This is a genomic window from Pseudarthrobacter sp. TRD_SC_9 (genome assembly GCF_055361265.1).
In genome coordinates, this window is sequence record NZ_CM143956.1 from 2,118,089 (window position 1) to 2,139,440 (window position 21,352).

A 21,352-nucleotide genomic window follows, 5' to 3' on the forward strand; every position below is an offset into this window, starting at 1 on the left:
CCGTGTCTAAAAACGCAACCACCGCCCGTCACCGGGCAACCCCCGCCGGTTCTGTCGCCCTTGCAGGCCTCAGCTACACGGCAAAATCACACGCCCTGACCGTCGGCCGTCCTGCCCTGGCAGTTGCCGCGGCTTCCGGTCTGGTCTTCGGCGTAGGCGCCCCTGCCCAGGCCAGCGTTAACAGCTCTGAGTCCGCAGGCACCGTCCAGACGACGGCAACTGCCGCCCCGGCACCCGTGACCGTGGCACCGGCCGCAGCAACCGCCAACGTGCACACGGTTGTTTCCGGCGACACCCTCGGCGCAATTTCCGCAGCCTACGGCGTTAGCCTTGCCGATGTTCTGGCTGTCAACAACCTGGGAATGGCTTCGGTCATCTACCCCGGCGACCAAATCCAGATCCCCGGCGCAGGCACCGTAGCAGCAGCGCCGGCGCCCGCGGTAACCGTGGCTGCAACCACCGCTCCCGCACCTGCCCCGGCACCTGCCGCCTCACCGGTCAACCTGACCGCCATGTCCTCCACGGCTGCTTCCACCGGTACCGGTACCGGAGCTGCCCTGCTGGCACATGCATACGGCCAGATCGGCACCTACCAGGACTGCACCGCGATGGTTGAAAAAGCCCTCCGTTCCGTAGGCATCAGCGTCGGTGACATCGCTCCCTCCCACTTCTTCGCCTTCGGCAGCGTTGTTTCCACCCCGGCTCCCGGTGACTTGGTCATCACTGCCGGTCACGTGGGAATCTACGCCGGCGATGGCCAGGTTGTCAGCGGCGGCGTTGACGGCAACCGTACCGAGGTTCACTCCATCAGCTGGCTCAGCGGAGCTTCCTTCGTACGCGTTCCGTAACATCCTGCGCAGTATCTTCTAGCGCTACCGGCTCCGGCCCCACGCTTTTGAAAGAAAGCGTGGGGCCGGAGTTTTTTAGTGCCCGCTCCCTCCGGCTGCAGGCAGCGCTTCCGTCATCGCAGGCTACGGCGCTTTGGAAACCTGATTCTGTCCAGGTCCTTCGCCGCGATCACCTCGGCGGATCCGGCGCGGGCAGCGGCCTGCCCTGCCAGCAGGGCGGTGTCGTCGCCGTAGCGCGAGGAGAAGTGGGTGAGGGCGAGGGTCCGGACGCCACCTGCGTTCGCCAGCTTGCCCGCTTGCCCGGCGGTGAGATGGCGGTACTCGTCGGCGAGCGCCACATCCTCGTCACTGAAAGTCGATTCGGCTACCAGCAGGTCAGCGCCTTGTGCCAGTTCTTCGGCTCCCTGACATTCGGCTGTATCCATCACGAAGGCGAAGCTTTGACCGGGACGCGGAATGCTGACATCCTCCAGCAGCACGCCGGCAACGCGGCCTTCACGCTGCAGGCGTCCGACGTCGTGTCCCCTGATTCCTGCAGCAGCAAGCCGTTCGGGCAGCAGGGTCCGGCCGTCAGGTTCCGTAAGCCGGTAGCCGTAGGTCTCGATACGGTGCTTCAGCGGCCGGACCTCGAGGTCATCGGCAATGGCCCCGGCGCCCCCATGCGGGTGGAACCTCAGGTCAAGGCCCGGGGTCGCGACCGACACCAGCGCACGGACTACGTCTTCGCCCGACGCCGGATAGTGCAGGTGCACGGGGTGCGTGACGCCGTCGAGCACCATGCGCGAGAGTACGCCCGGCAGGCCATAACAATGATCACCGTGAACATGCGTGAGGCAGATCCGCGTTACCCGGGATGCCGAAACGCCGGCGTGGATCATTTGCCGCTGCGTGCCCTCCCCAGGATCAAACAGCAGGCCTTCGCCGTCCCAGCGAAGCAGGTAGCCGTTGTGGTTGCGGGTCCGGGTGGGCACCTGGGAGGCAGTGCCGAGGACAATGAGTTCGCGCATGCAACCGAGTCTGCACCCCATTTGGGCAGTCAACCACTACATCTGACCTCTGACCGGGCTGTTTCACCGCGGTGCTGCCACCGATTCACATACGGGATGACGCTTCCTGCAGATTCATCTGATCAATGCTTGACCCCTGACAGCACCTCCCCTACCGTTCAAAGTGACGCTGCGGCTGTGCGCGCGCCCTGACCGAACCCTGCATCAGCACAACGCGAGGAGATTCATGACCGCCGAAGTTACTGTCTCCCCCGATCCCGCATGGTTTGTGCAGGACCGGTTAGGGATGTTCGTGCACTGGGGACTGTACTCTCTGGGAGCCAGGCACGAGTGGCTCAAGAACCGCGAACGCCTGAGCGACGAGCAGTACCGGAAGTACTTCACGCACTTTGACCCGGATCGCTACGACCCCAGGGAGTGGGCCAGGCAGGCCCGGCTGGCGGGCATGAAGTACGTGGTGCTCACCGCTAAGCATCACGACGGCTTCTGCCTATGGGATACCGCCCTGACCGACTATAAGATCACCCGGACGCCGTTTGGTGTTGACGCAATCGGACCCTTCATGGATGCCGTACGTGCCGAAGGCCTCCGGGTTGGTTTGTATTACTCACTCATCGACTGGCATCATCCGGAATTCCCGGTGGACGGAGTCCATCCGCAGCGCGACGACGAGGAGTTCAAAGCCCGTGAGGCCGGCCGGGACATCGCACGCTACCGTGAGTACCTCCACGCCCAGGTCGAGGAGCTGCTCACCCTGCACGGACCAGTGGACCTGCTGTTCTTCGACTTTTCCTATGAACGCCAGTATTGGGGCGGCAAGGGTGCCGACGACTGGGGTTCGGAAGAGCTGCTGAGGATTGTGCGGCGGTTGTCGCCCGGAGCGTTCGTCAACGACAGGCTCGGGATTCCCGGCGACTACATCACGCCCGAGCAATATCAGCCGCTCAAACCCCTGGAACGGGACGGCAAACCTGCCGTGTGGGAAGCCTGCCAGACGCTGAACGGCAGCTGGGGTTATGACCGGGATAACCACGACTTTAAGTCCGCCGAGACAGTGGTCAAGATGCTCGTGGACGGCGTCTCAAAGAACGGCAACCTGATCCTCAATGTCGGGCCCACAGGGCGTGGCGAGATCGAACCGGGCGCACGTGAGCTCCTTCATTCCCTGGGAGCTTGGATGGCAGACCATGAGCGGTCCATCCGGCACGCCGGGCCGTCCGGATTCGAGGCACCTACCGGAACCCGTCTGACCCAGCGGCGCGACCGCCTGTACCTTCACGTCTTCGACTGGCCGTACCGGCATATCCACCTCTCCGGCCTGGCGGGACAGGTGGACTACGCCCAACTCATGCTTGACGCCTCGGAAGTAGCCATCCTGGACAACGATCCCAACCGCCCCGCGCACAACACCCAGATGGGCGGCCTGTCCGAGGGTACGCTCACCCTTGAACTTCCCGTGCAGCGCCCGGGCACGTTGGTGCCGGTCATAGAGCTCTTTCTCACCAGCCAGCCTTCCTGAACAAGCTGCGCCCCTCGAGGCGCGCCCCCAATGTGGAGGTTCCTGGCTAACAGCCGCTCACCCCCAGTCGCTGCGCTGCCCTCCCTCTGCTAAAGAAGGTGTCGTGCTCCGGAAAGCACTGCAGTAGCTCGACGTTGCTCTAGGTCGTGGACGCTGCACTGGTCGCTGCAGCAGCTCTTGGCGCAGACCGTTAGCGGGTACTCTTTTCTATCGTTCGACGAAGGGCGAGCAGTACCGGAGGCAGGAGCAGTTCCATGACGGTCAAGCCTTGGAACAATGGGTGAGGCCGGCCACTGGCCCGGGCGGCAGCCAGACGAGCTATTCCACCGAGGAAAGTGGTGACGCACAGGGCACGCAGCTGTCTTGGATCTAAATCAGGGTCACGGGCAAGGTTCCAGGCGGCAGGACCTTGGGCAGCCCACCAGATCGCGTAAAAGCGCATGACACTATCGTTGCTTGCAACTGTCGGAGCGCCGCCCGGTATGGATGCAGTTCCACGCAACGCCACCATCGTGCCGGTTACCGTGGCTACCGCACCCAAGCACACCATTACTACGCGGATCGACCTGGCGGCGACAACCGAGCTCATGCTGGCGTAAATGGGTGATCGTATTCCATAGCAGGAGCCTACCGTTCCGAAGCAATCAGTGCGGGAACTCATACGGGAGACCACTCTGTTCCCTTTTGAATCTTCTCGCGGTTGGTTCAGCCGACGGCCAGCTCGCCCAGCTTGGACCACCCGTCCACCTTGACATTGATGATGTCCGGAGTCGCCGCCAGATACTGTGGCAGGGTGCGGGTAGCTTCCTGGAAGTGTGCCGACTGGACGTGGACGCCGCCAGCCTCGTCGTCCCGGAACGCCTCAATCAGCACGTAGGTGTTTGGCTCATCCAGCGACCGGGACCATTCGAAGAACAGGCAGCCCTCTTCGGCGTTGGTCGCCTGGGTGAAGGCCCTGGAGATTTCCGGCCAGGCATCCGCATGCTCGGGCTTGACGGGGAATTTTGCGGTGATGAAGATCAAGGTCATTCCTTTGCTGGACAGGCACGGACGACAGCGGCATCCGCGCTTCTTTCGTTTGCGCCGCAACGGCTTGAGCGGCAGTTTGAGTCTGCCATGCCCAACCAGGTGGTCACCGCACCTTCTATCTGCCCGCTTCCGCTGTCTCAGTCGTGGCGACCATGTGCATCGTCTGGAGCCTGAGTTCCAGATCATTCATAACGATCGCGGCCAGGTTCTCCAGGGTTTCGGCATCGTCAGCACTGAATTCCCTTGGCTCCCGGTCCAGGACGCACAGGGTTCCCAGGTTGTATCCGTCAGGCGTCCGCAGCGGCACTCCCGCATAGAACTTCATGTTCGCCTCGCCGGCCACCAGCGGATTAGCCAGGGCGCGCGGATCGATTGTAGCGTTTTCCACCACCCAGGGCTTGTCCTGAAGGATGGCCGAGGCACACAAGCCGGGATCCCTTCCGGTTTCCTCCAAATCGGTGCCGTGATGGGCCTTAAACCAGATGCGGTCATGGTCAACGATGCTGACAATCGCCACGGGTACCGCGAACATCCGGGCAGCAACTGCCACCACGCGGTCAAAAGTCCCATCCGGGAGAGTGTCCAGGATGCGGTAGCGGTGGACGGCGCGCATTCTCGCCTCCTCGTCCTGTACCGCCCCAATGGACTCGATACTGCGGCGGCCCATATTGATGGCGATTTCCTTGCGCAGGGACAGCGACACCTCCAGCGCCGTGGGCCTGTCCGCGGGGTCCCGGGCGAGCATGAATGTCAGCAACTTGACCCATCTGGGAGCTATTGCTTCAGGTATGTGGGGATCCCGCAGCAGACGAGCCACCGCTGATTCGATGGGAGCACCGGGATAGGTAATCTCTCCTGTCAGTCCCTCCAGCAGGACCAGTCCCAGGGAGTAGACGTCGCTGGCGGGCCCTGACGGCCCTCCAACAGCCTGTTCCGGGCTGAGGTATTGCGGTGTTCCGGACGAGGCTCGCGCCGACGCAGGGTGGCCATCGCTCAGCAGCAGTGCGACGCCGAAATCACTGAGCTTTGCCTTCAATCTGCTGTCGCTGCCGTCCTCCTCCACCAGCAAAACATTGGCGGGTTTGACGTCCCGGTGCACTATTCCGTGGTGATGGATGTAAGCCAATCCGTCGGCAAGATCATGCCCGATATGGGCCATCCGTGCGGCCGGCATGGGACCGGCGGCACCCTGGCTGCGAAGGTCCGGGCCGCGGACCAGTTCCATGACCAGGTAGCTGAGGGGATTATCCGGATCGCTCAGATCCGCACCGGCGTCGAAAAGGGTGACAAGCGCGGGATGGCTCATGCCTGCCAGGATGCGCACCTCCTCTTCCTGCCGGCGGACCTGCTCGACATCCCCGTCATGATGACGGAATACCTTGACTGCCACGTCGCGGCGGAGCAACTCATCAGCAGCACGGTAGACGCTTGATTGCGCTCCGATGCCAATTAACTTTTCGACCCGGTACCGTCCGCTGAGGAGGTGCCCAATCTGTACCGATCCCACAATCATGCTTCCTCACGTGTACCCGGCCCTGCCACAACCGCCCTCGGGACGACGTCGTCCGGCCGGGTTCGGAGTGTTATGCAGCTCACCCTCCATCGTAGTGGAGCAGGGGCACTTGCCGGGAACTTTACGCATGCCGCCGTCGGCTTAATTTCCGTTACGGAGACCGGCTTTTGGGGAGAATCGAAGCATGGAATTCAACCGGCTGCTGCAGATCCGGCGCATCTACGCGCAGAGCGCCGCACTGGAACTGCCCCGGGGTCGTGAGATTGTCGCGCGTTGGCCGGACGCGGAGGTGGTGCTCGTCGAAAACCACTGGAACATCCCGGAAGTGCACGGCGACGAAACGAACGTGCCACGCTGGTCCCGAATCAAGACTGAAGCGCTGATCCTCGGCGTCAAAAAGGCGCTGACCGTCAAGCCGAACGGCCGGTCCGCGGACTTTATTGCGCCGTCGACTGCGAACGGCTGCGCCATGGCCTGCGCGTACTGCTACGTTCCCCGGCACAAGGGGTACAGCAATCCGGTAACCGTGTTTGCGAACATCGACCAGATTGGTAAAGCGCTTGAGCGGCATGTCAACCGCCAAGGCCTCAAGCTCGAACCCAACCAGTGCGATCCCGAACTCTGGGTTTATGACATCGGCGAAAACAGCGACTGTTCCGTTGACGCGCTGATCAGCGACAACGTCGAGGACCTGGTCACCCTCTTCCGCGACCTCCCTACCGCCAAACTGTCCTTCGCCACCAAGTACGTGAACCCGGCCATGCTCAGCTGGGATCACGGTGGCCACACGAGGATCCGCTTCTCACTGATGCCCGCGGACCTTGCCAAGTCGATTGATGTGCGGACCTCGCCGGTGGCCGAACGCATGGCCGCCATCAACGACTTCGTCGAGGCGGGCTATGAGGTGCACGTGAACTTCTCCCCCGTCATAATCACCGACACCTGGCTCAGCGACTGGGAGCAGTTGCTGCGGCAGCTCGATGCGACCCTGACACCCGCCGCTAAAGCCCAACTCGCGGCCGAGGTAATCTTTCTGACCCACAACGAGCGGCTCCACGAAGTGAACCTGGGCTGGCATCCGAAGGCCGAGGAAGTGTTGTGGCGCCCGGAACTGCAGGAAGCAAAAGTTTCCTCCAACGGCTTCACCAACGTCCGGTACCGCACCGGAACCAAGGGCGCTTACGTACGGCAACTGACCGCGCTGATCAACGACATCGCACCGTACTGCCGGATCCGCTACGCCTTCTGAGGCCGGGCTACGCGCTCTGCACACCTGACCAAAGGCCGTTGATTGGGGCAGGATGGAAGCCAAGGAGGCCGATATGGATTTTGACGTGCTGGTGATCGGAGCGGGACCGGCAGGTATGGCCGCGGCAACGCGGGCAGCGGAGCTGGGAGCAAGGACCGCCGTCGTGGAGCGTGCACGCCTGGGTGGCACCTGCGTGAACTCCGGTTGCGTGCCGACCAGGGTGCTGGCCAAGACCGCACGCCTGTACCGGGAGGTGCGTACCGCCCGGGACTACGGGATTGTGCTGCACGAGCCTTCCGTGGACTGGCCGCAACTGGTGCGCCGGGTCCGCGCCACCGTGGACCGCGTCCTGGAAGCGAAAGCGTATGGCGACACCATGCAGCGGCTGAAAATCACGCTTCTGGAAGGGGATGCGGCATTCACAGGCCCGCAGGAAGTCTCAATCGACGGACGCGTGGTCACCGCCTCGTCAATCATCCTCTGTGTGGGTGGCAGTGCCCGCCGGTTGCCCATTCCCGGCGCTGAGCTTGCCGTACTCCCCCACGAAATCCTGGATCTTCCTGACCTGCCGCGCTCCCTCGCGATTATTGGCGGCGGCCATACGGGCGCACAGTTGGCCACCATCTTCGATGCCCTTGGGTCCCACGTCACCCTGCTGGACCTCGCACCGCGCATCCTCACCACAGAGGATGACGACGTCTCCGCCGCAGTTACGGACGGTTTCCGTTCCCGGGGAGTGCGTGTCGACGTCGGCATCGGCGGGGTGGACGGCATTGAAAAACACGACGACGGCGGCCTCGAGGTCCGCTGGCAGCGGGAGGACGGCGCGCAGTCGGCACAGGTGGACGCCGTCGTTATGGCTGCAGGGTGGCCGGCAAACATGGAAAGTCTCGGCCTCAAGGCGGCAGGTGTCACCACCGGCAGGGGCGCCATTCCCGTGGACAACTACCTTCGCTCCAACGTGCCGCACATCTTTGTCGCCGGCGACGCGAACGGGACCTCCATGCTGGTGCAGGCCGCGGTGTTTGAAGGTGAAACGGCCGCTGAAAACGCTGTCCTGGGCGCGCACCGGACCAGCCCACACCACCTGCTGCCAGAGGGCGGCTTTACCGATCCCGACTACGCCGGCGTTGGCCTCACCGAAGCGAAGGCGAAGGAACGCGACGCTGAGTGCGGCGTCGTCGTCGTGCCCTATGGATCGGTGGAACGGCCCATCATCGACGACCGGGAAGAGGGTTTCCTGAAGCTGGTCACGGACCGGCGCGGGGAGCTGATCCTCGGCGCCCATGCGGTAGGTGAGAATGCGGTGGAGGTCATCCAGGCGGTGGCGTCGGCAATGGCGGCCGGCACGGACGTAGCCACCCTTGCCCGAGTGAAGTTCGCCTACCCCACGTACAGCTCCATCATCGGCCACGCGGCACGGAAGCTGGTCCGGGGAGCCGGGAAAGAGTCCTGGTGATGGATGCGCAGCGTTGAGTTGACCTTCGAGGCGGCCCTTGATGACCAGATCAGGGCTGATTGGGCACGGCTGGCGCAGTTGAACCTGCCCAGCCTGGCTGCCCATACCTCCCCCGGCAACAGCCCCCACATCACCTTAGCCGCGGGAGCCGAGCTGAGACTTGGACCCGGTGTACTGGAGTTGTGGGACAACGGCCTGCCGCTTGACGTCCGTTTTGCCGGGGTTGTTGTTTTTGATGCGGGACGGGGCAAGTATGTGCTGGCACGGGCGGTGGTAATGTCGCGGACTCTGCTGGCGCTGCATGCTGCTCTGCACGGGCACTGCACCGGCGCCTTCGCTCATACGGAGCCAGATGCCTGGACCCCGCACGTTACGTTGGCGCGACGCGTCCCCGGCCACCGGCTGGGCGCGGCCCTTGATGCCCTGGACGCCAGGACCGGCGGGCAATGTTCAGGAGCCAGGCTGTGGGACAGCAGCACCAGGACCTTGACCGCACTCGGCGGCGCCGGAGCGTAACGCTCACGGCACTCGCCGAAGAGGAATTTCCGTCCAGCCGGTCGGGAACCTGCCTGAGGATTCTGCCAGGCAGGCCCAACAGTCACGGCCGTCTCAACCGGGTACCAGCGTCGGGCAGAACCGCCAAAGGCTGATCTCACTAATCGCCGGAACTAACTTGCCGGTCATCATGCCGTCCCGTGTGCTCCGGCCAGCCGCCTTTCCGGTAGGCAGGAGTCCCTGCCGCAAGCACAATCACGGCCAGGAGACAGCAGCCAATCATGACAGTGATCATTGACAGCGCATTTCCGCCCAGAACCCCCACCAGGGGACTGACGAGCCCGGCGACACCGGATTGCAGGGCCCCGATAACCGCTGCCGCTGTGCCCGCCATGTGGCCGTAGTTGTGCAGGGCAAGCACGGAGGCATTTGCCGGAATCATGCCCTGGGCTGACAGGACCAGCCACAGACCTGCGATCAGGCCGAACGGGCCGCCGGCCCCAGTCGCTACCACTACGAGCAGCAGCAGGGCGAAGCCCAACTGCACCAGGAGGGCGGTGCGCAGGAGGTTGACGGGAGCGAATTTCCGAACCAGGGCGGCATTCAGCTGAGCCGAAAGGACCAGCGCGGCGCCGTTAAACGCGAAGACGAGGGCGAATTGCTGGGCGGTGAGGCCGTATTCATTCTGGAAGACGAAAGGGGAACCCACCACGTAGCTCATGATCATCGCAAGCCCAAGCCCGGGGATGACCGCCAACGCCATGAAGTGCTTGTCCCGTAGCAGCGCCCAGTAGGCTCCAGCGACATGTCTGGGGTGGCCAGGACTGCGTCGGTCCTGCGGCAGCGTCTCCGGCATAAACTTCCAGACGATCACCACCAGGACCACTCCGATGATCGCCAAAGCGTAGAAAATGGCACGCCAGTTCCATAGCCCGGCGATGGCTTGGCCCACGGTGGGAGCCAGGAGCGGTGCGACGCCGATCACCAGCATCAGCCGGGACATCAGCCGTGCTGCAGCCGAACCAACGAAGCGGTCACGGATCACGGCGAGCGCCACGACGGCAGCTGCCGCGTTGAAGAATCCCTGCAGCACGCGCAACCCTGTCAGCGTTTCGATGTTCGGCGTTATGGAGCACAACAACGAGATAACCACGTGCAGCGATATGCCAATGAACAACGGCAGGCGGCGTCCGAACCGGTCCGAGAACGGGCCGATCACCAGCTGGCCGATGCCGGCCCCGACGAGGGTTCCGGACAACGTCAGCTGGACGGCGGTCTGTGACGTTCGGAGATCAGCCTCCACGGCGGGCAGGGTGGGCAGGTACATGTCCGTGGTGACGGCCGGGAGCGCGGCCAGGGCACCAAGCATGAGGATGTACTTCAGGCTTCGCGGTGACTGCTTATCCGTGGTGCGGAGTTGGGACCGATCTGTCACGCGGCAAACCTAACGTCTGTAGAAGCACCCACGGTATGGGTCCGCCGTGTGGCTTGGGCGGTTCAGCTGAAGCCATGGTAATACCCCGACGGAGCCTTCCCGAACGGGCGCCCGCTATATGGCGAAAGGGAGCCATGCCTGGTCAAGAGGGTGACTTCGGGCATGGACTTGCGACCATAGGTGGACGCTGCCGCTCCGGTGGCCGTGGACTATTCGTGGCTTTCACGTTAACCGTCCAATCATCGCAGGGACGTAACGTCACCGTCGTGAACGTACTGGACCTCTCCCGCCATGGCTTTACCGTGCTCGACACTGACGACGATGACCCCGTCCTCATCTCGCCGGACGGCACGCCGGTGGACACATGGCGCGAGGGCTACCCATACGCCGAGCGGATGACCAGGGACCAGTACGAAATGGAGAAGCGGCTGCTGCAGATCGAGCTGCTCAAACTCCAGAAGTGGATCAAATCCACGGGCCGCCGCGTCGTCATCCTCTTTGAAGGACGGGACGCGGCCGGCAAAGGCGGAACAATTAAGCGTTTCACTGAGCACCTGAACCCGCGCGGCGCGCACGTTGTGGCGCTGGAAAAGCCCAGCGAGCGTGAACAGTCGCAGTGGTACTTCCAGCGCTATGTGGCCCATCTGCCGGCGGCAGGTGAAATCACCATGTTCGACCGCTCCTGGTACAACCGTTCAGGAGTTGAACGCGTTATGGGGTTCTGCAGCGACGACCAATACCACAGCTTCCTTCGCCAGGCCCCCGCCTTCGAACAGGTCCTCACCAACGATGGCATCGACGTCGTTAAATTCTGGTTCTCCGTTTCGCGGACCGAACAGCTGACCCGGTTCGCGATCCGCCAGGTGGATCCCGTCCGGCAATGGAAGCTCTCCCCCATGGACCTGGCCTCGCTGGATAAGTGGGATTCCTATACCGCGGCCAAGGAATCGATGTTCCTGGCGACGGACACGGACTGGGCGCCATGGACAGTGGTCAAGAGCAATGACAAAAAGCGGGCAAGGGTCGAAGCGATGCGGCACGTCCTGCACCTGTTCGATTATGGGGACAAGGACACAGAGCTCGTCGGTGCGCCTGACGGCCTCATAGTTGGGCCTGCATCACGCATTTTCGAGGACGGCGAGCATGACCAGGCCTTCGCCACACCCTCCTGAAAGGCGGGTCCGCTCCACACCCGCGGCCGCGCGGCGGCCGATCCAGAGGGCGCCGTTGTAGGCGAAGACCTGCCGGGCGTGGCCCAGCACCGCTGCACGTCGGCCCTCGTCCAGATCCAGGCTTACCCTAACTTCGCTCGGCGACTCATGATAGCGAATGCAATCAGGAGTGCCGCAAGAACCAGCGCGGCAATAACAGTCCAGGCGACATTGTCTGTTCCGGCGACGGTCTTGAGCTCCGTGGCGTCTTCGACCGCGGCTCCATTGGCGACGATAGCATCGGCGCCACCGGCCGCCGGGACGGAAGATGAGCTCACGGCTGTGCTTCCCGACTGGTTCGCCGCCGCGCGTAGCCGGGGCTCCTCATCCTCCACAGCATCAGGGGCTATAACGTCGGGGGCAACCGCTGCGTCCTGCATCCCGGTGTCGGCTCCAGCGATGCTACGGGGGGAAGCGGCTTGAACCTGCTCGGCGGACAACGGAATGTGCGCAGGTTCAGGGTGTGGAACTGAGGCGTGCTCTTCAAGTTCGTGAGCGGGGGCGGGCATCTCAATGGGAGCTGCAACTTCCGGAGGGGACGCAGGAGCGGTTTCGGGAGCCTGGCCCGGCACTTCAACAGGCACTTCGACAGGCGCTTCGACAGGCGCTTCGACGGCAGTTGCCGCCGGATCTTCAGTGGGCGTTATCAACTCTTCAGGAGGAGAAGCGGCGGAACCGGCTGTGCCCTGAAGTCCGCAATGAAGGCTCACGCCGGCCCACGCATCACCGGGTCGCAGATCCGAACAAGAGGGAAGTGCGGGAGTGGGAGCGGGGATGAACAGCAACCGGTTGGGAGTTGCACCTTTGTTGGCCGTGATCAGCCCCGTCGTCGCGTTGGTGATGATAGTCCGGTGGACCTGCGAGGGGCTCAGCCCAGGGTCGCGGGACAGCAGGATGGCAGTTGCGCCGGAAACATGCGGAGCAGCCATGGAAGTACCGTCCAGCGTGTTGTATCCGGTGGACGAGTTGATCCAGGCCGACCTGATGAAGGTTCCGGGCGCCTGCACATCTACGCAGGCGCCGTAGTTGGACCACGGTGCCTGCGCGTCATAAATGTTCGTGGCCGCCACAGTGATAGCCGATGGGACCCTGGCAGGAGATGCACCACAGGCATCCAATCCGTCGTTGCCGGCCGCTGCCACGACCGTAATTCCGTCATTGACGGCACTTTGCACGGTTTCGTCGAATGAACTGTTGGTAAAACCACCCACGCTGAGGTTCATGACGGCAGGCTGACCGGCGACGTGATGGGAGATTGCCCAGTCGATTCCTGCCATAACTTCCGAGGACCAACCGCTTCCGTCGCACTGCAGCACCCGCACGGGAATGATCTGCGCTTTCTTGGCCACGCCGTACGTCGTTCCGGCCGCGGTTCCTGCCACGTGCGTGCCATGACCTCCGCAATCCTGGTATCCCCTGCCGTCGTGAACTCCGGTCCAGCCGGTGGGAACCCTGCCGGAGAAGTCCGTATGGTAGGTGTTGACGCCTGTATCAATGACGTAAATATGAACCCCGGCTCCTTCGTCGCCGATGGAGTATTGACCGTCCCGTCCTGATCGTTGATCTATCCGGTCAAGGCCCCAAAGGGACGTAGCGCCAAAAACCGAAACGGGAGTGTCGAACTCCACGGAGGCTACGACGTCGGAGTTCTTCAGATTCTCTATTTCCCCCGGGGTAGCTACGACTACTGAAGCTTTTATTGCGTGGGAAAGAGTTTCTTTGACCTCAATTCCCTTCTGCTCCAGCGAAGCAGACTCAGCCTCGGAATTCGCGTGCTCGCCATATTGGACGATGTACCTTCGCTCTCCCTCCGGAGAAGCAGCGGAAGACGTAGCGTCCGGGGCCGCTGGGGCCTCAGTCGCGGGCTCAGCATGAGCAACAGCCGGGAACAGAAACAGAGCTGTGGAAGCAAGTAAAGCCGAGCTAACGGCCTTGGCGTAGGAAAGACCCATCTTCATGCGGTTGCCTTCTGCTGAAACGGCTTATGGGTGGAAGCCGTATGATCACGCAGCGCAGCCTCATAAATCCCTGGCCCATACTTTGTGAGCCATTGTGGCCACGCACTCCCCTGAAATTATGCTCAGAGACAGTCATCAATATAGCGGCACAAAATCGTGAGCAACGCAGGTAGCGACCCATCCGGGTAACAAAACTTCGGGCGGGCGATAAGGGGTGGGCTTAAACTTGTGAAGCAGGCCGCTAAGTTCTACCTGCAGGCATGCTTCAGAACGGGAGAACGCCATGCTCAAGATTCTGCTTTGCAAACTGAACTTTAATCACCATTGGCGCATAGAAACTACCGAGGATGGTGGCCGCTACAGGCACTGCACGCGGTGCGGTAAATACCAGCGCGGCAGGGATACGAGTGGCTTCATGCACTGAACGGGGCCGTAGCCGCTGTTCGCGTGACTGGAAAAGTGGGCGTATCCAACTGTCACCCGAACCGGTGCTCCATCACTTCTGGCACACTCCCGACGCCTGTTACTCAGCAGGCGGGTTCGGGCTAGCTTGGTGGTTAGGCTGGGTGGATGGCGACAGTTATCCTCGTGCGGCATGGCCGCACCACAGCGAACGCTACCGGACTGCTGGCTGGCAGGACCCCTGGCGTCGGCCTCGATCAGGTTGGCTGTGAGCAGGCGGCCGTGACCGGTGACCGGCTTGCGGCCGTGCCTGTTGTCGGGGTGGTCTCGAGCCCCCTGGAGCGTTGTCAGCAGACCGCCCAGCTCATCCTCCACCGTCAGGCCGGCACGCCGGTCGATATCACTGTCGATCCCGATCTCACCGAGTGTGATTACGGTCAGTGGCAGGGCCGCACGCTCAGTGATCTCGCGACCGAGGATTTGTGGTCGGCTGTGCAGGCGCAGCCGTCCGCCGTCGTCTTTCCCGGCGGTGAATCCATGGCAGCGATGCAGGCTCGTGCGGTGGCTGCGATCCGACGCCACGATGCGGCCTTTGAAGCCGAGTACGGGCCAGGAGCCGTGTGGGTGGCGGTAAGTCACGGTGACATCATCAAGTCCATCCTCGCCGACGCGCTCGGCATGCACCTTGACCTGTTCCAGCGAATCAACGTGGGCCCCGCCTCCGCATCGATCGTGCGCTACGGTGGCAGCCGGCCGAGCGTCTACGCCACCAATACCGACGCCGGCGACCTCTCATGGCTGTCCAACAGCACCGGCTCCGCCGATGCGCCGGTCGGCGGTGGCGCAGGGCACACGGCGCCACCCAGCACGATGAGCCTAAAATAGTTCCCATGCCTACAACTGTTCACGAGTTCGCCTGGCCTGACCGGGTCGTCGTTGGGACCATCGGCATTCCCGGACAGCGCACGTTCTACCTGCAGGTGCGCACAGGGAAGCAGATTGTCAGCATCGCCCTGGAAAAGCAGCAGTCGGCCCAGCTCGCCGAAAAGATCGACGAAGTTCTCGATCAGCTCATCACCCTCGACGGCAACCCCTTCAGCGTTCCCACCGGTACTCCCATTGAGCTTGTCGACAATGACCAGCTCGAGGCAGTCGAGGAACAGTTCCGAGCCGGGGTCATGTCCCTGGGATGGGATCCGACGACGGCGCAAATCGTCATCGAGGCCTACCCGATCACCGCTCTCGAGCCCGACGACGCCTTCCCTGATGACGACGATGACGCCTCCGAAGTGTTGCGGGTGCGCATGCCGGTTGGCACCGCCCGGGCCTTCGCCAAGCGCACCCGTGAGGTCGTGGGCGCCGGGCGTCCGATGTGCGCCATCTGTGGGCAGCCCATCGACGCCGACGGGCACATCTGCACCCTTCCCGAGGCCTGATGCCGGCGCCCGACCTGCTGACTGCCGAGCTGACTCTCACCGGCCGCATCACGACGGCGTCAAACGCCACCTTCGTCGGCAGCATCGGCGGCACGACGGTCGTCTACAAGCCGATACGGGGCGAGAAACCGCTGTGGGATTTTCCCGACGGTTTCCTTGCCCACCGGGAGGTTGCCGCCTTTCTGGTCTCGGAGGTCCTCGGCTGGAACGTCGTGCCACGCACCTGGCTGCGCGACGGTCCGTTCGGCGAAGGAATGGTGCAGCTCTGGCAGGTGACAGACCCCGACCAGAACGCGGTGGACCTCGTAGCGATGGGAGACGTACCGGAGACCGGCTGGAAACACGTCCTCGAGGGTCAGGATGAGAAGGGACGGATGGTCGCCCTCATTCACGAGGACACGCCGGCTCTCAGACGCATGGCAGTGTTCGACGTCGTCGTGAACAACGCCGACCGCAAAGGCGATCACATCCTTGCCATGGCCGACGGTCACCGGCACGGTGTGGACCATGGGCTTGCCTTCCACAGCGACCCCAAGCTGCGCACGGTGCTGTGGGGATGGCTGGGAGAGGCACTGACGGCTGAGGAACTCGACGGCATCGATCGTGTCGGCGAAGGACTGCACGGCGAGCTGGGCCGAAACCTGGCGGACCTGCTCAGCGCCGAAGAAATCGATTCGCTCTCGGCGCGCTGTGAAACGTTGCGTATGGCAGGGCAATTTCCGGCCCCGAGCGGTGAGATGCCCGCGGTGCCCTGGCCGCTGTTCTGAGGAATGACGTCCTCAGGCGAATAAGGGCCATTAACGAACGGACACCGTCCCTTAGGCATGCGGCTACGAATAAAAGGTGAAGCCCGAGGCGCAGGAGTTGATCAGCATCGTTGAGCAGGAAGTTGCCGTCCCGGAAGCGGCCGTTATGACGCAGCAGGTGTTTCCCACCGATCTGGGTCCCTGCATGGTGCGTGTGCAGCGAGGCAGCGGTAACCGGTCACTTCCCTCCAGCGTGGCGGACGTCTACCTGCATGGTGCTGCGGGAACCTGGGCCACCTTCCGCCCGTTGCTTTCCGGGACGCCGGTGCGGGACCGGGTGCTGATTGACCTGCCGGGCTGGGGCGACTCCACCCAAGGCGCCCGGTTGAAAAATCTCAGCCTTGACGCGACGTCACAGGCTGTTTCCGGGATACTGAGCTCGCTCAACTACCCGCGATGGAACCTGGTGGGCCACTCGATGGGCGGATTCCTGGCGCTGCATATGGCCGCGGCATCGCCTGACCGAACGGCCAGCGTAGCGACCATTTCGGCAACAACATTCGCTGTTGCGGAGGCGGCCCAAATCCCGCTGCGCACTTTGTTCAAGAATCCGCCATTTGTTGGCATGCTGTTGCTGATGCGTGCCCTGGCCGCCCTTGGCCCGGCAGGGTCAGCGCTGGTACGGGCCGTGAGTGCCACCCCCGTCATGGGACCGCTGATGTCACCGTTCTTCGCTGACCCCACCGTCGCTTCCCCGGACGTGATCCGCAGGCTCGGCCATGACGCCAGGCCGGCCAGCTTCTCAGCTGCTGCCCGGGCCGCAGCCTGCTACGACTTCAGCCTTTGGCACGACATCCGTTGCCCGGCGCTCGCCATCCGGGGAGACAGCGACGTGTTTACCCCGCCGTCTGACCTCAGCCGGCTAAGCAGCATGATTCCGCACCTCCAGACCGCCACCATTGAACGTTGCGGCCACTTCGCGCACGTCGAACAGCCGGAGCGGGTGCAACAGCTGCTCGATAGTCTGCACTCCCCCTGATCCAGCGAACCTTTTGACTTCCTGCATCTCCACAAGAGGCGTGAACATCCCGCTCCTATGGTCGGGCAAGCTCGCCGATCCGGCCTTCCCGCAGCGCCGCGCCTACCGCGTTGATGGAGCCGTAGTCCGGAAGCAGAACCGACTGGCCGGCGATGAAGCCGCTTCCCGCCGTCGGAAGTGTCATGGTGCCGATCGCGTTGGGATCAAGGTTCCGCAGGCTGTAAGCGAGGATGGCCGCCTGAACGGGGTCGAAGCCGCCGTCGACAGTGAGGCAGCAGGCTGCAAAATCGACCAGTGACCGCACCACCGTAACATCGTGCAAGCCGCCGCTGGAGGTGAAGCGGGAGAGGATGGCCTTCAGCAGCGTCTGCTGGTTACGGACCCGCTGGAAGTCGCCGTCCGAGAACGCGTACCGCTCGCGGGCGAACTCCAGGGCGGCCTGACCGGACAAATGGTTCACTCCCGGTGGGAAGTACTGCTGGGTATCGTGTGTGGACTGGAACGGCACCGTCACGTCGACGTCGAGTCCACCCAGGCCGTCGATCAGCGCGCGGAAGCCATTGAAGTCCATCATCAGGGTGTGGTTGACCTGAACACCAAACAACTGCTCCACGGTGCGGCGCGCCAGATCCAGGCCGCCGAGCTGCAGTGCTGCGTTGATCTTGGCTCCGCCATAGCCGGGGATATCCACCCACAAATCGCGGTTGATGGATACGACGGAAAGGCTCCGCCGGTCGGCCGGTACGTGGACCACCATCAGTGTGTCCGAGCGATGGTCCGACGCTTGACCGGTGTTTGCCGTGTGCGCAGCCTCGTCGCGTGCGTTTCCGCGGCTGTCGCTGCCAACCACCAGGATGTTCATCGCCTCGGCCGGAAGCTCCGGAATGGGCGGCGGCGGAGGCGGCGGGGGCGGGGGCGCCGGCGGCGTTTCGGAGGGAGTCTCGGACGGCGTGGCCGTCGGTGACGGGTCCTGCGTGGCAACCGGCACCGCTTCAGTGCCGGTGCGGTTGAGATTGGCATTGAGGTTGAAGATCGCGACGACGGCCACCACCACGAGTGCCAGTGCCAGCAACCCGGCGATCCAGCGGCGCCGGCCATGCGGCAACCAGCGGAATGCGTGCGGGCGGGAGCCGGATGGATCAGAAGCGGGTGTACTCATGGTGTCCCCTTTGGTGCTCACACGTCGGCGTGCCGCCCCCAGGCTGTCCTGGTGGCATAAGTTTCCGCCTCCAGGCATCCCCTTGGCTACAGGCGTATCCAAACTGTCACCTACGGGGTCGGTGTATCACTTTTTGGCGGGCTAGTTTGCAAGTACGTGCCGGCAAACTCTGCATTCTTGAACCATGACAGCTGGACCCCCAAGTGGCCCGAAGGAGGTGCAGACAAAGAGCCCGGCACTGCCGCTGATTCCGTGCCACAGCCTTCCGATGGCATGCATCAGCCTTGTAGGGTGAGGGCGTGATCGTTCCCAATACTTCGCAGGACGCCATCGCCGTCGCGGATCACTACGACGAGCTCGATTCCGTCTATCGTCGTCTGTGGGGCGATCATGTCCATCACGGGCTGTGGGCAACGGGTCGCGAGACGCCTGTCGAGGCCGTTGAGGCACTCGTTGACGCTGTCGGTGACCGGCTGGGCCTTAGGCACGGCGAGTCGTGCGTCGATATCGGCTGCGGCTATGGCTCCACGGCAAGGCAGCTCGCAGTGACACACGGGGTCCGCGTTACAGGTTTCACGCTCTCCGCTGAGCAGGTCCGCTACGCCGCCGAGCATCCTGTACCCGACGTGGACATCCAACTCCGCGACTGGCTCACCAACGGGCTGCCCGATGCCTCGGCCGATGCCGCATGGGCAATCGAGTCCAGTGAGCACATGGTGGACAAGCCTCGGTTCTTCACTGAGGCGCATCGGGTCCTGACGCCCGGCGGCCGCTTCGTCATCTGCGCGTGGCTCGCCGGATCTGATGCCAGTGGCTGGAAGGTCCGCCACCTGCTCGAGCCGATCTGCCGTGAAGGACGCCTGCCCTCGATGGGCACGCGCGAGGAATACGAGGCGATGGCAAGGGCAGCGGGCTTTGCCATTACCGGCTATGAGGATGTAAGCCACCGCGTCGCGCTGACGTGGACGATCTGCGCGCTGCGACTGTTGAAATCCTTGGTCCTCGATCGCGAGACCCGCCGCCTCACCCTCCGCGCACGCAATCGCGTCTTCATGCTGAGCCTCCCCCGCCTGATCCTGGCCTACCGCATCGGTGCAATGCGCTACGGGATATTCACGCTGACGAAGGCGGGCGACGCAGTTCCGTCGCACAACAAGGTATAGGTACTCTGCCAGTGGGAGCAGGTTTGGTCAGCAACCCCGCAGCGGGCGCCTTGTCGGCCAAAACAACTTCGCTTGGACTGCGCATCTCGGGGAGGCCGGACTTCAGTGCAATCAGGATGTCCGGAGCTTCCGGAACCTAGTCTCACCCACTGCGAGCCAGTCGCGGCGCGTCGGCGGCGCAGCAGTAGTTCTCCCTCATCCCTCCTCGACCAGCCTGCTGCTGCCCGCTCCACGTTGCGAAGCTGAACCTGCAGATCGAAAGTTCTCCTTAGAACGTGTTCACGGGTGACGGTGCTCGTCGCAAGGCAGTGCAACGTGGTTGTTGTGGCCGCCCAGGTCTAACCCGACACCAGAAAGTTGGGGCCGCACAGCAAGGCCATTGTAGTAACCCAGACCTTCGCCCAAGTCGGTTAACGAGTGAGAGAACTAAGATTCCCCCGGAATTCCACATGCTAGGTAGCGGAGGCCACCTATCCCGGGCGGAAGGGTGCATACGACAGCTCCTGTCGGCAACTGGCTCAACGTCCACGACCGCACCTTGCTGGCGACGCCCCAGATGACGAAGATGACGAATTAGTGCATTGACGACCCTTAGCGGACGAGGAAAACCCTGCCCAACAGCAAGAGCGGCCCCCGCATACTTCTCAGGGGCCGCTCTAAGTTGCACAAAAACGAGAAGACTAGAAGTCCCAGTCCTCGTCTTCGGTGTTGACAGCCTTGCCAATCACGTACGACGAACCAGACCCCGAGAAGAAGTCGTGGTTCTCGTCAGCGTTCGGGGACAGCGCGGAGAGGATGGCCGGGTTCACGTCGGTGACGGAAGCCGGGAACATCGCCTCGTAGCCCAGGTTCATCAGGGCCTTGTTGGCGTTGTAGTGCAGGAACTTCTTGACGTCCTCGGCCAGGCCAACGGAGTCGTAGAGATCGTGGGTGTACTGGACTTCGTTTTCGTACAGCTCGAAGAGCAGCTCGAAGGTGTAGTCCTTGATCTCCTGCTTGCGTTCCTCGGACAGGCCTTCCAAACCCTTCTGGAACTTGTAGCCGATGTAGTAGCCGTGCACGGCCTCGTCGCGGATGATCAGGCGGATCAGGTCGGCCGTGTTCGTCAGCTTGGCGCGTGAGGACCAGTACATGGGCAGGTAGAAGCCCGAGTAGAACAGGAAGCTTTCCAGCAGGGTGGAGGCCACCTTGCGCTTCAGGGGGTCATCGCCCTGGTAGTAATCCATGACGATCTGCGCCTTCTTCTGAAGGTTCGCGTTCTCGGTGGACCAGCGGAAGGCCTCGTCGATTTCCTTGGTGGAAGCCAGCGTGGAGAAGATCGACGAGTAGCTCTTGGCGTGCACCGACTCCATGAACGCGATGTTCGTGTAGACGGCTTCCTCGTGCGGGGTCAACGCGTCAGGAATGAGCGAAACGGCGCCGACAGTTGCCTGCACGGTGTCCAACAGGGTCAGACCGGTGAACACGCGCATGGTGAGCTGCTGTTCATCCGGAGTGAGCGTGGCCCAGGACTGGATGTCGTTGGACAGCGGCACCTTCTCCGGCAGCCAGAAGTTGTTGACCAGACGGTTCCAGACGTCCACGTCCTTGTCGTCCTGGATGCGGTTCCAGTTGATTGCCTCGACGTGGCTGAGCAGCTTGACCTTCTCGGTCATGTCTTCCCCTAAAAAGTTGGGTGGGTTTC

19 protein-coding genes are annotated in these 21,352 nt (G+C 63.0%); 11 read left to right on the forward strand and 8 right to left on the reverse strand.

Annotated elements, in window-relative coordinates; genetic code table 11:
- The first annotated feature begins 2 nt into the window (after positions 1 to 2).
- On the forward strand, positions 3 to 848 hold the full coding sequence (locus ACWA13_RS09875) for a C40 family peptidase (RefSeq protein WP_463933673.1): 846 nt from the start codon (positions 3 to 5) through the stop codon (positions 846 to 848).
- Between the two features lie 113 nt (positions 849 to 961).
- On the opposite strand, the gene ACWA13_RS09880 is transcribed toward ACWA13_RS09875, so the two are convergent.
- Positions 962 to 1,855 carry a ribonuclease Z gene (locus tag ACWA13_RS09880; RefSeq protein ID WP_463933675.1) on the reverse strand — a complete coding sequence of 298 codons (894 nt, stop codon included), beginning with the start codon at positions 1,853 to 1,855 and terminating at the stop codon, positions 962 to 964.
- Positions 1,856 to 2,081: 226 nt separating this feature from the next.
- Here ACWA13_RS09880 and ACWA13_RS09885 point away from each other — a divergent pair, with 226 nt between their 5' ends.
- The gene (locus ACWA13_RS09885) at positions 2,082 to 3,374 is read left to right on the forward strand and encodes an alpha-L-fucosidase (RefSeq protein ID WP_463933677.1); all 1,293 of its coding nucleotides are present in this window, start codon (positions 2,082 to 2,084) and stop codon (positions 3,372 to 3,374) included.
- Between the two features lie 190 nt (positions 3,375 to 3,564).
- On the opposite strand, the gene ACWA13_RS09890 is transcribed toward ACWA13_RS09885, so the two are convergent.
- The 3 genes from ACWA13_RS09890 to ACWA13_RS09900 form a co-directional block, all read right to left on the reverse strand.
- On the reverse strand, positions 3,565 to 3,885 hold the full coding sequence (locus ACWA13_RS09890) for a DUF4345 domain-containing protein (protein ID WP_463937899.1): 321 nt from the start codon (positions 3,883 to 3,885) through the stop codon (positions 3,565 to 3,567).
- Between the two features lie 194 nt (positions 3,886 to 4,079).
- Positions 4,080 to 4,397: a putative quinol monooxygenase gene (locus ACWA13_RS09895; protein ID WP_463933679.1), complete on the reverse strand. Its 318-nt coding sequence runs from the start codon at positions 4,395 to 4,397 to the stop codon at positions 4,080 to 4,082.
- Positions 4,398 to 4,518: 121 nt separating this feature from the next.
- Entirely contained in the window at positions 4,519 to 5,916 is a 1,398-nt protein-coding gene (locus ACWA13_RS09900; RefSeq protein ID WP_463933680.1) for a GAF domain-containing serine/threonine-protein kinase, read from the reverse strand.
- 184 nt (positions 5,917 to 6,100) lie between these two features.
- Here ACWA13_RS09900 and ACWA13_RS09905 point away from each other — a divergent pair, with 184 nt between their 5' ends.
- The 3 genes from ACWA13_RS09905 to ACWA13_RS09915 all read left to right on the forward strand — a co-directional run bounded on the left by ACWA13_RS09905 (position 6,101) and on the right by ACWA13_RS09915 (position 9,140).
- A complete protein-coding gene (locus ACWA13_RS09905) occupies positions 6,101 to 7,165 on the forward strand; it encodes a spore photoproduct lyase family protein (protein ID WP_463933682.1) in 1,065 nt (354 codons plus the stop codon).
- Positions 7,166 to 7,238: 73 nt separating this feature from the next.
- Complete coding sequence (locus ACWA13_RS09910) at positions 7,239 to 8,624, forward strand: dihydrolipoyl dehydrogenase family protein (protein WP_463933684.1); 1,386 nt, start codon at positions 7,239 to 7,241, stop codon at positions 8,622 to 8,624.
- A gap of 3 nt (positions 8,625 to 8,627) precedes the next feature.
- Complete coding sequence (locus tag ACWA13_RS09915; RefSeq protein ID WP_463933685.1) at positions 8,628 to 9,140, forward strand: 2'-5' RNA ligase family protein; 513 nt, start codon at positions 8,628 to 8,630, stop codon at positions 9,138 to 9,140.
- A 139-nt stretch (positions 9,141 to 9,279) separates the two neighbouring features.
- On the opposite strand, the gene ACWA13_RS09920 is transcribed toward ACWA13_RS09915, so the two are convergent.
- Entirely contained in the window at positions 9,280 to 10,554 is a 1,275-nt protein-coding gene (locus ACWA13_RS09920) for a multidrug effflux MFS transporter (RefSeq protein WP_463933687.1), read from the reverse strand.
- A 266-nt stretch (positions 10,555 to 10,820) separates the two neighbouring features.
- Between ACWA13_RS09920 and ppk2 the strand changes: the two genes are divergently transcribed.
- Positions 10,821 to 11,726, forward strand: coding sequence for a polyphosphate kinase 2 (gene ppk2 / locus ACWA13_RS09925; RefSeq protein WP_463937900.1), 906 nt, complete (start codon positions 10,821 to 10,823; stop codon positions 11,724 to 11,726).
- A 122-nt stretch (positions 11,727 to 11,848) separates the two neighbouring features.
- Here the strand turns inward: ppk2 and ACWA13_RS09930 are convergent, their stop codons facing one another.
- Positions 11,849 to 13,723, reverse strand: coding sequence for a S8 family serine peptidase (locus tag ACWA13_RS09930; protein WP_463933688.1), 1,875 nt, complete (start codon positions 13,721 to 13,723; stop codon positions 11,849 to 11,851).
- A 570-nt stretch (positions 13,724 to 14,293) separates the two neighbouring features.
- On the opposite strand from ACWA13_RS09930, the gene ACWA13_RS09935 reads away from it, so the two are divergent.
- From ACWA13_RS09935 to ACWA13_RS09950, 4 genes are all read left to right on the forward strand, one after another.
- Entirely contained in the window at positions 14,294 to 15,010 is a 717-nt protein-coding gene (locus ACWA13_RS09935; RefSeq protein ID WP_463933689.1) for an MSMEG_4193 family putative phosphomutase, read from the forward strand.
- Between the two features lie 5 nt (positions 15,011 to 15,015).
- Positions 15,016 to 15,561: a DUF3090 domain-containing protein gene (locus tag ACWA13_RS09940; protein ID WP_463933690.1), complete on the forward strand. Its 546-nt coding sequence runs from the start codon at positions 15,016 to 15,018 to the stop codon at positions 15,559 to 15,561.
- A complete protein-coding gene (locus tag ACWA13_RS09945) occupies positions 15,561 to 16,328 on the forward strand; it encodes an SCO1664 family protein (RefSeq protein WP_463933691.1) in 768 nt (255 codons plus the stop codon). Before ACWA13_RS09940 ends, ACWA13_RS09945 begins: the two co-directional genes overlap by 1 nt.
- 76 nt (positions 16,329 to 16,404) lie before the next feature.
- Positions 16,405 to 17,346 carry an alpha/beta fold hydrolase gene (locus ACWA13_RS09950; protein ID WP_463933692.1) on the forward strand — a complete coding sequence of 314 codons (942 nt, stop codon included), beginning with the start codon at positions 16,405 to 16,407 and terminating at the stop codon, positions 17,344 to 17,346.
- A gap of 55 nt (positions 17,347 to 17,401) precedes the next feature.
- On the opposite strand, the gene ACWA13_RS09955 is transcribed toward ACWA13_RS09950, so the two are convergent.
- Positions 17,402 to 18,505 (reverse strand): LCP family protein, encoded by a 1,104-nt coding sequence (locus tag ACWA13_RS09955; RefSeq protein ID WP_463933694.1) that lies wholly within the window; start codon positions 18,503 to 18,505, stop codon positions 17,402 to 17,404.
- A gap of 299 nt (positions 18,506 to 18,804) precedes the next feature.
- Here ACWA13_RS09955 and ACWA13_RS09960 point away from each other — a divergent pair, with 299 nt between their 5' ends.
- Positions 18,805 to 19,668 (forward strand): SAM-dependent methyltransferase, encoded by an 864-nt coding sequence (locus ACWA13_RS09960; protein ID WP_463933696.1) that lies wholly within the window; start codon positions 18,805 to 18,807, stop codon positions 19,666 to 19,668.
- A gap of 680 nt (positions 19,669 to 20,348) precedes the next feature.
- Here the strand turns inward: ACWA13_RS09960 and nrdF are convergent.
- Positions 20,349 to 21,323, reverse strand: a complete 975-nt coding sequence (gene nrdF / locus ACWA13_RS09965) for a class 1b ribonucleoside-diphosphate reductase subunit beta (protein ID WP_463933698.1) — start codon at positions 21,321 to 21,323, stop codon at positions 20,349 to 20,351.
- Between the last annotated feature and the right edge of the window lie 29 nt (positions 21,324 to 21,352).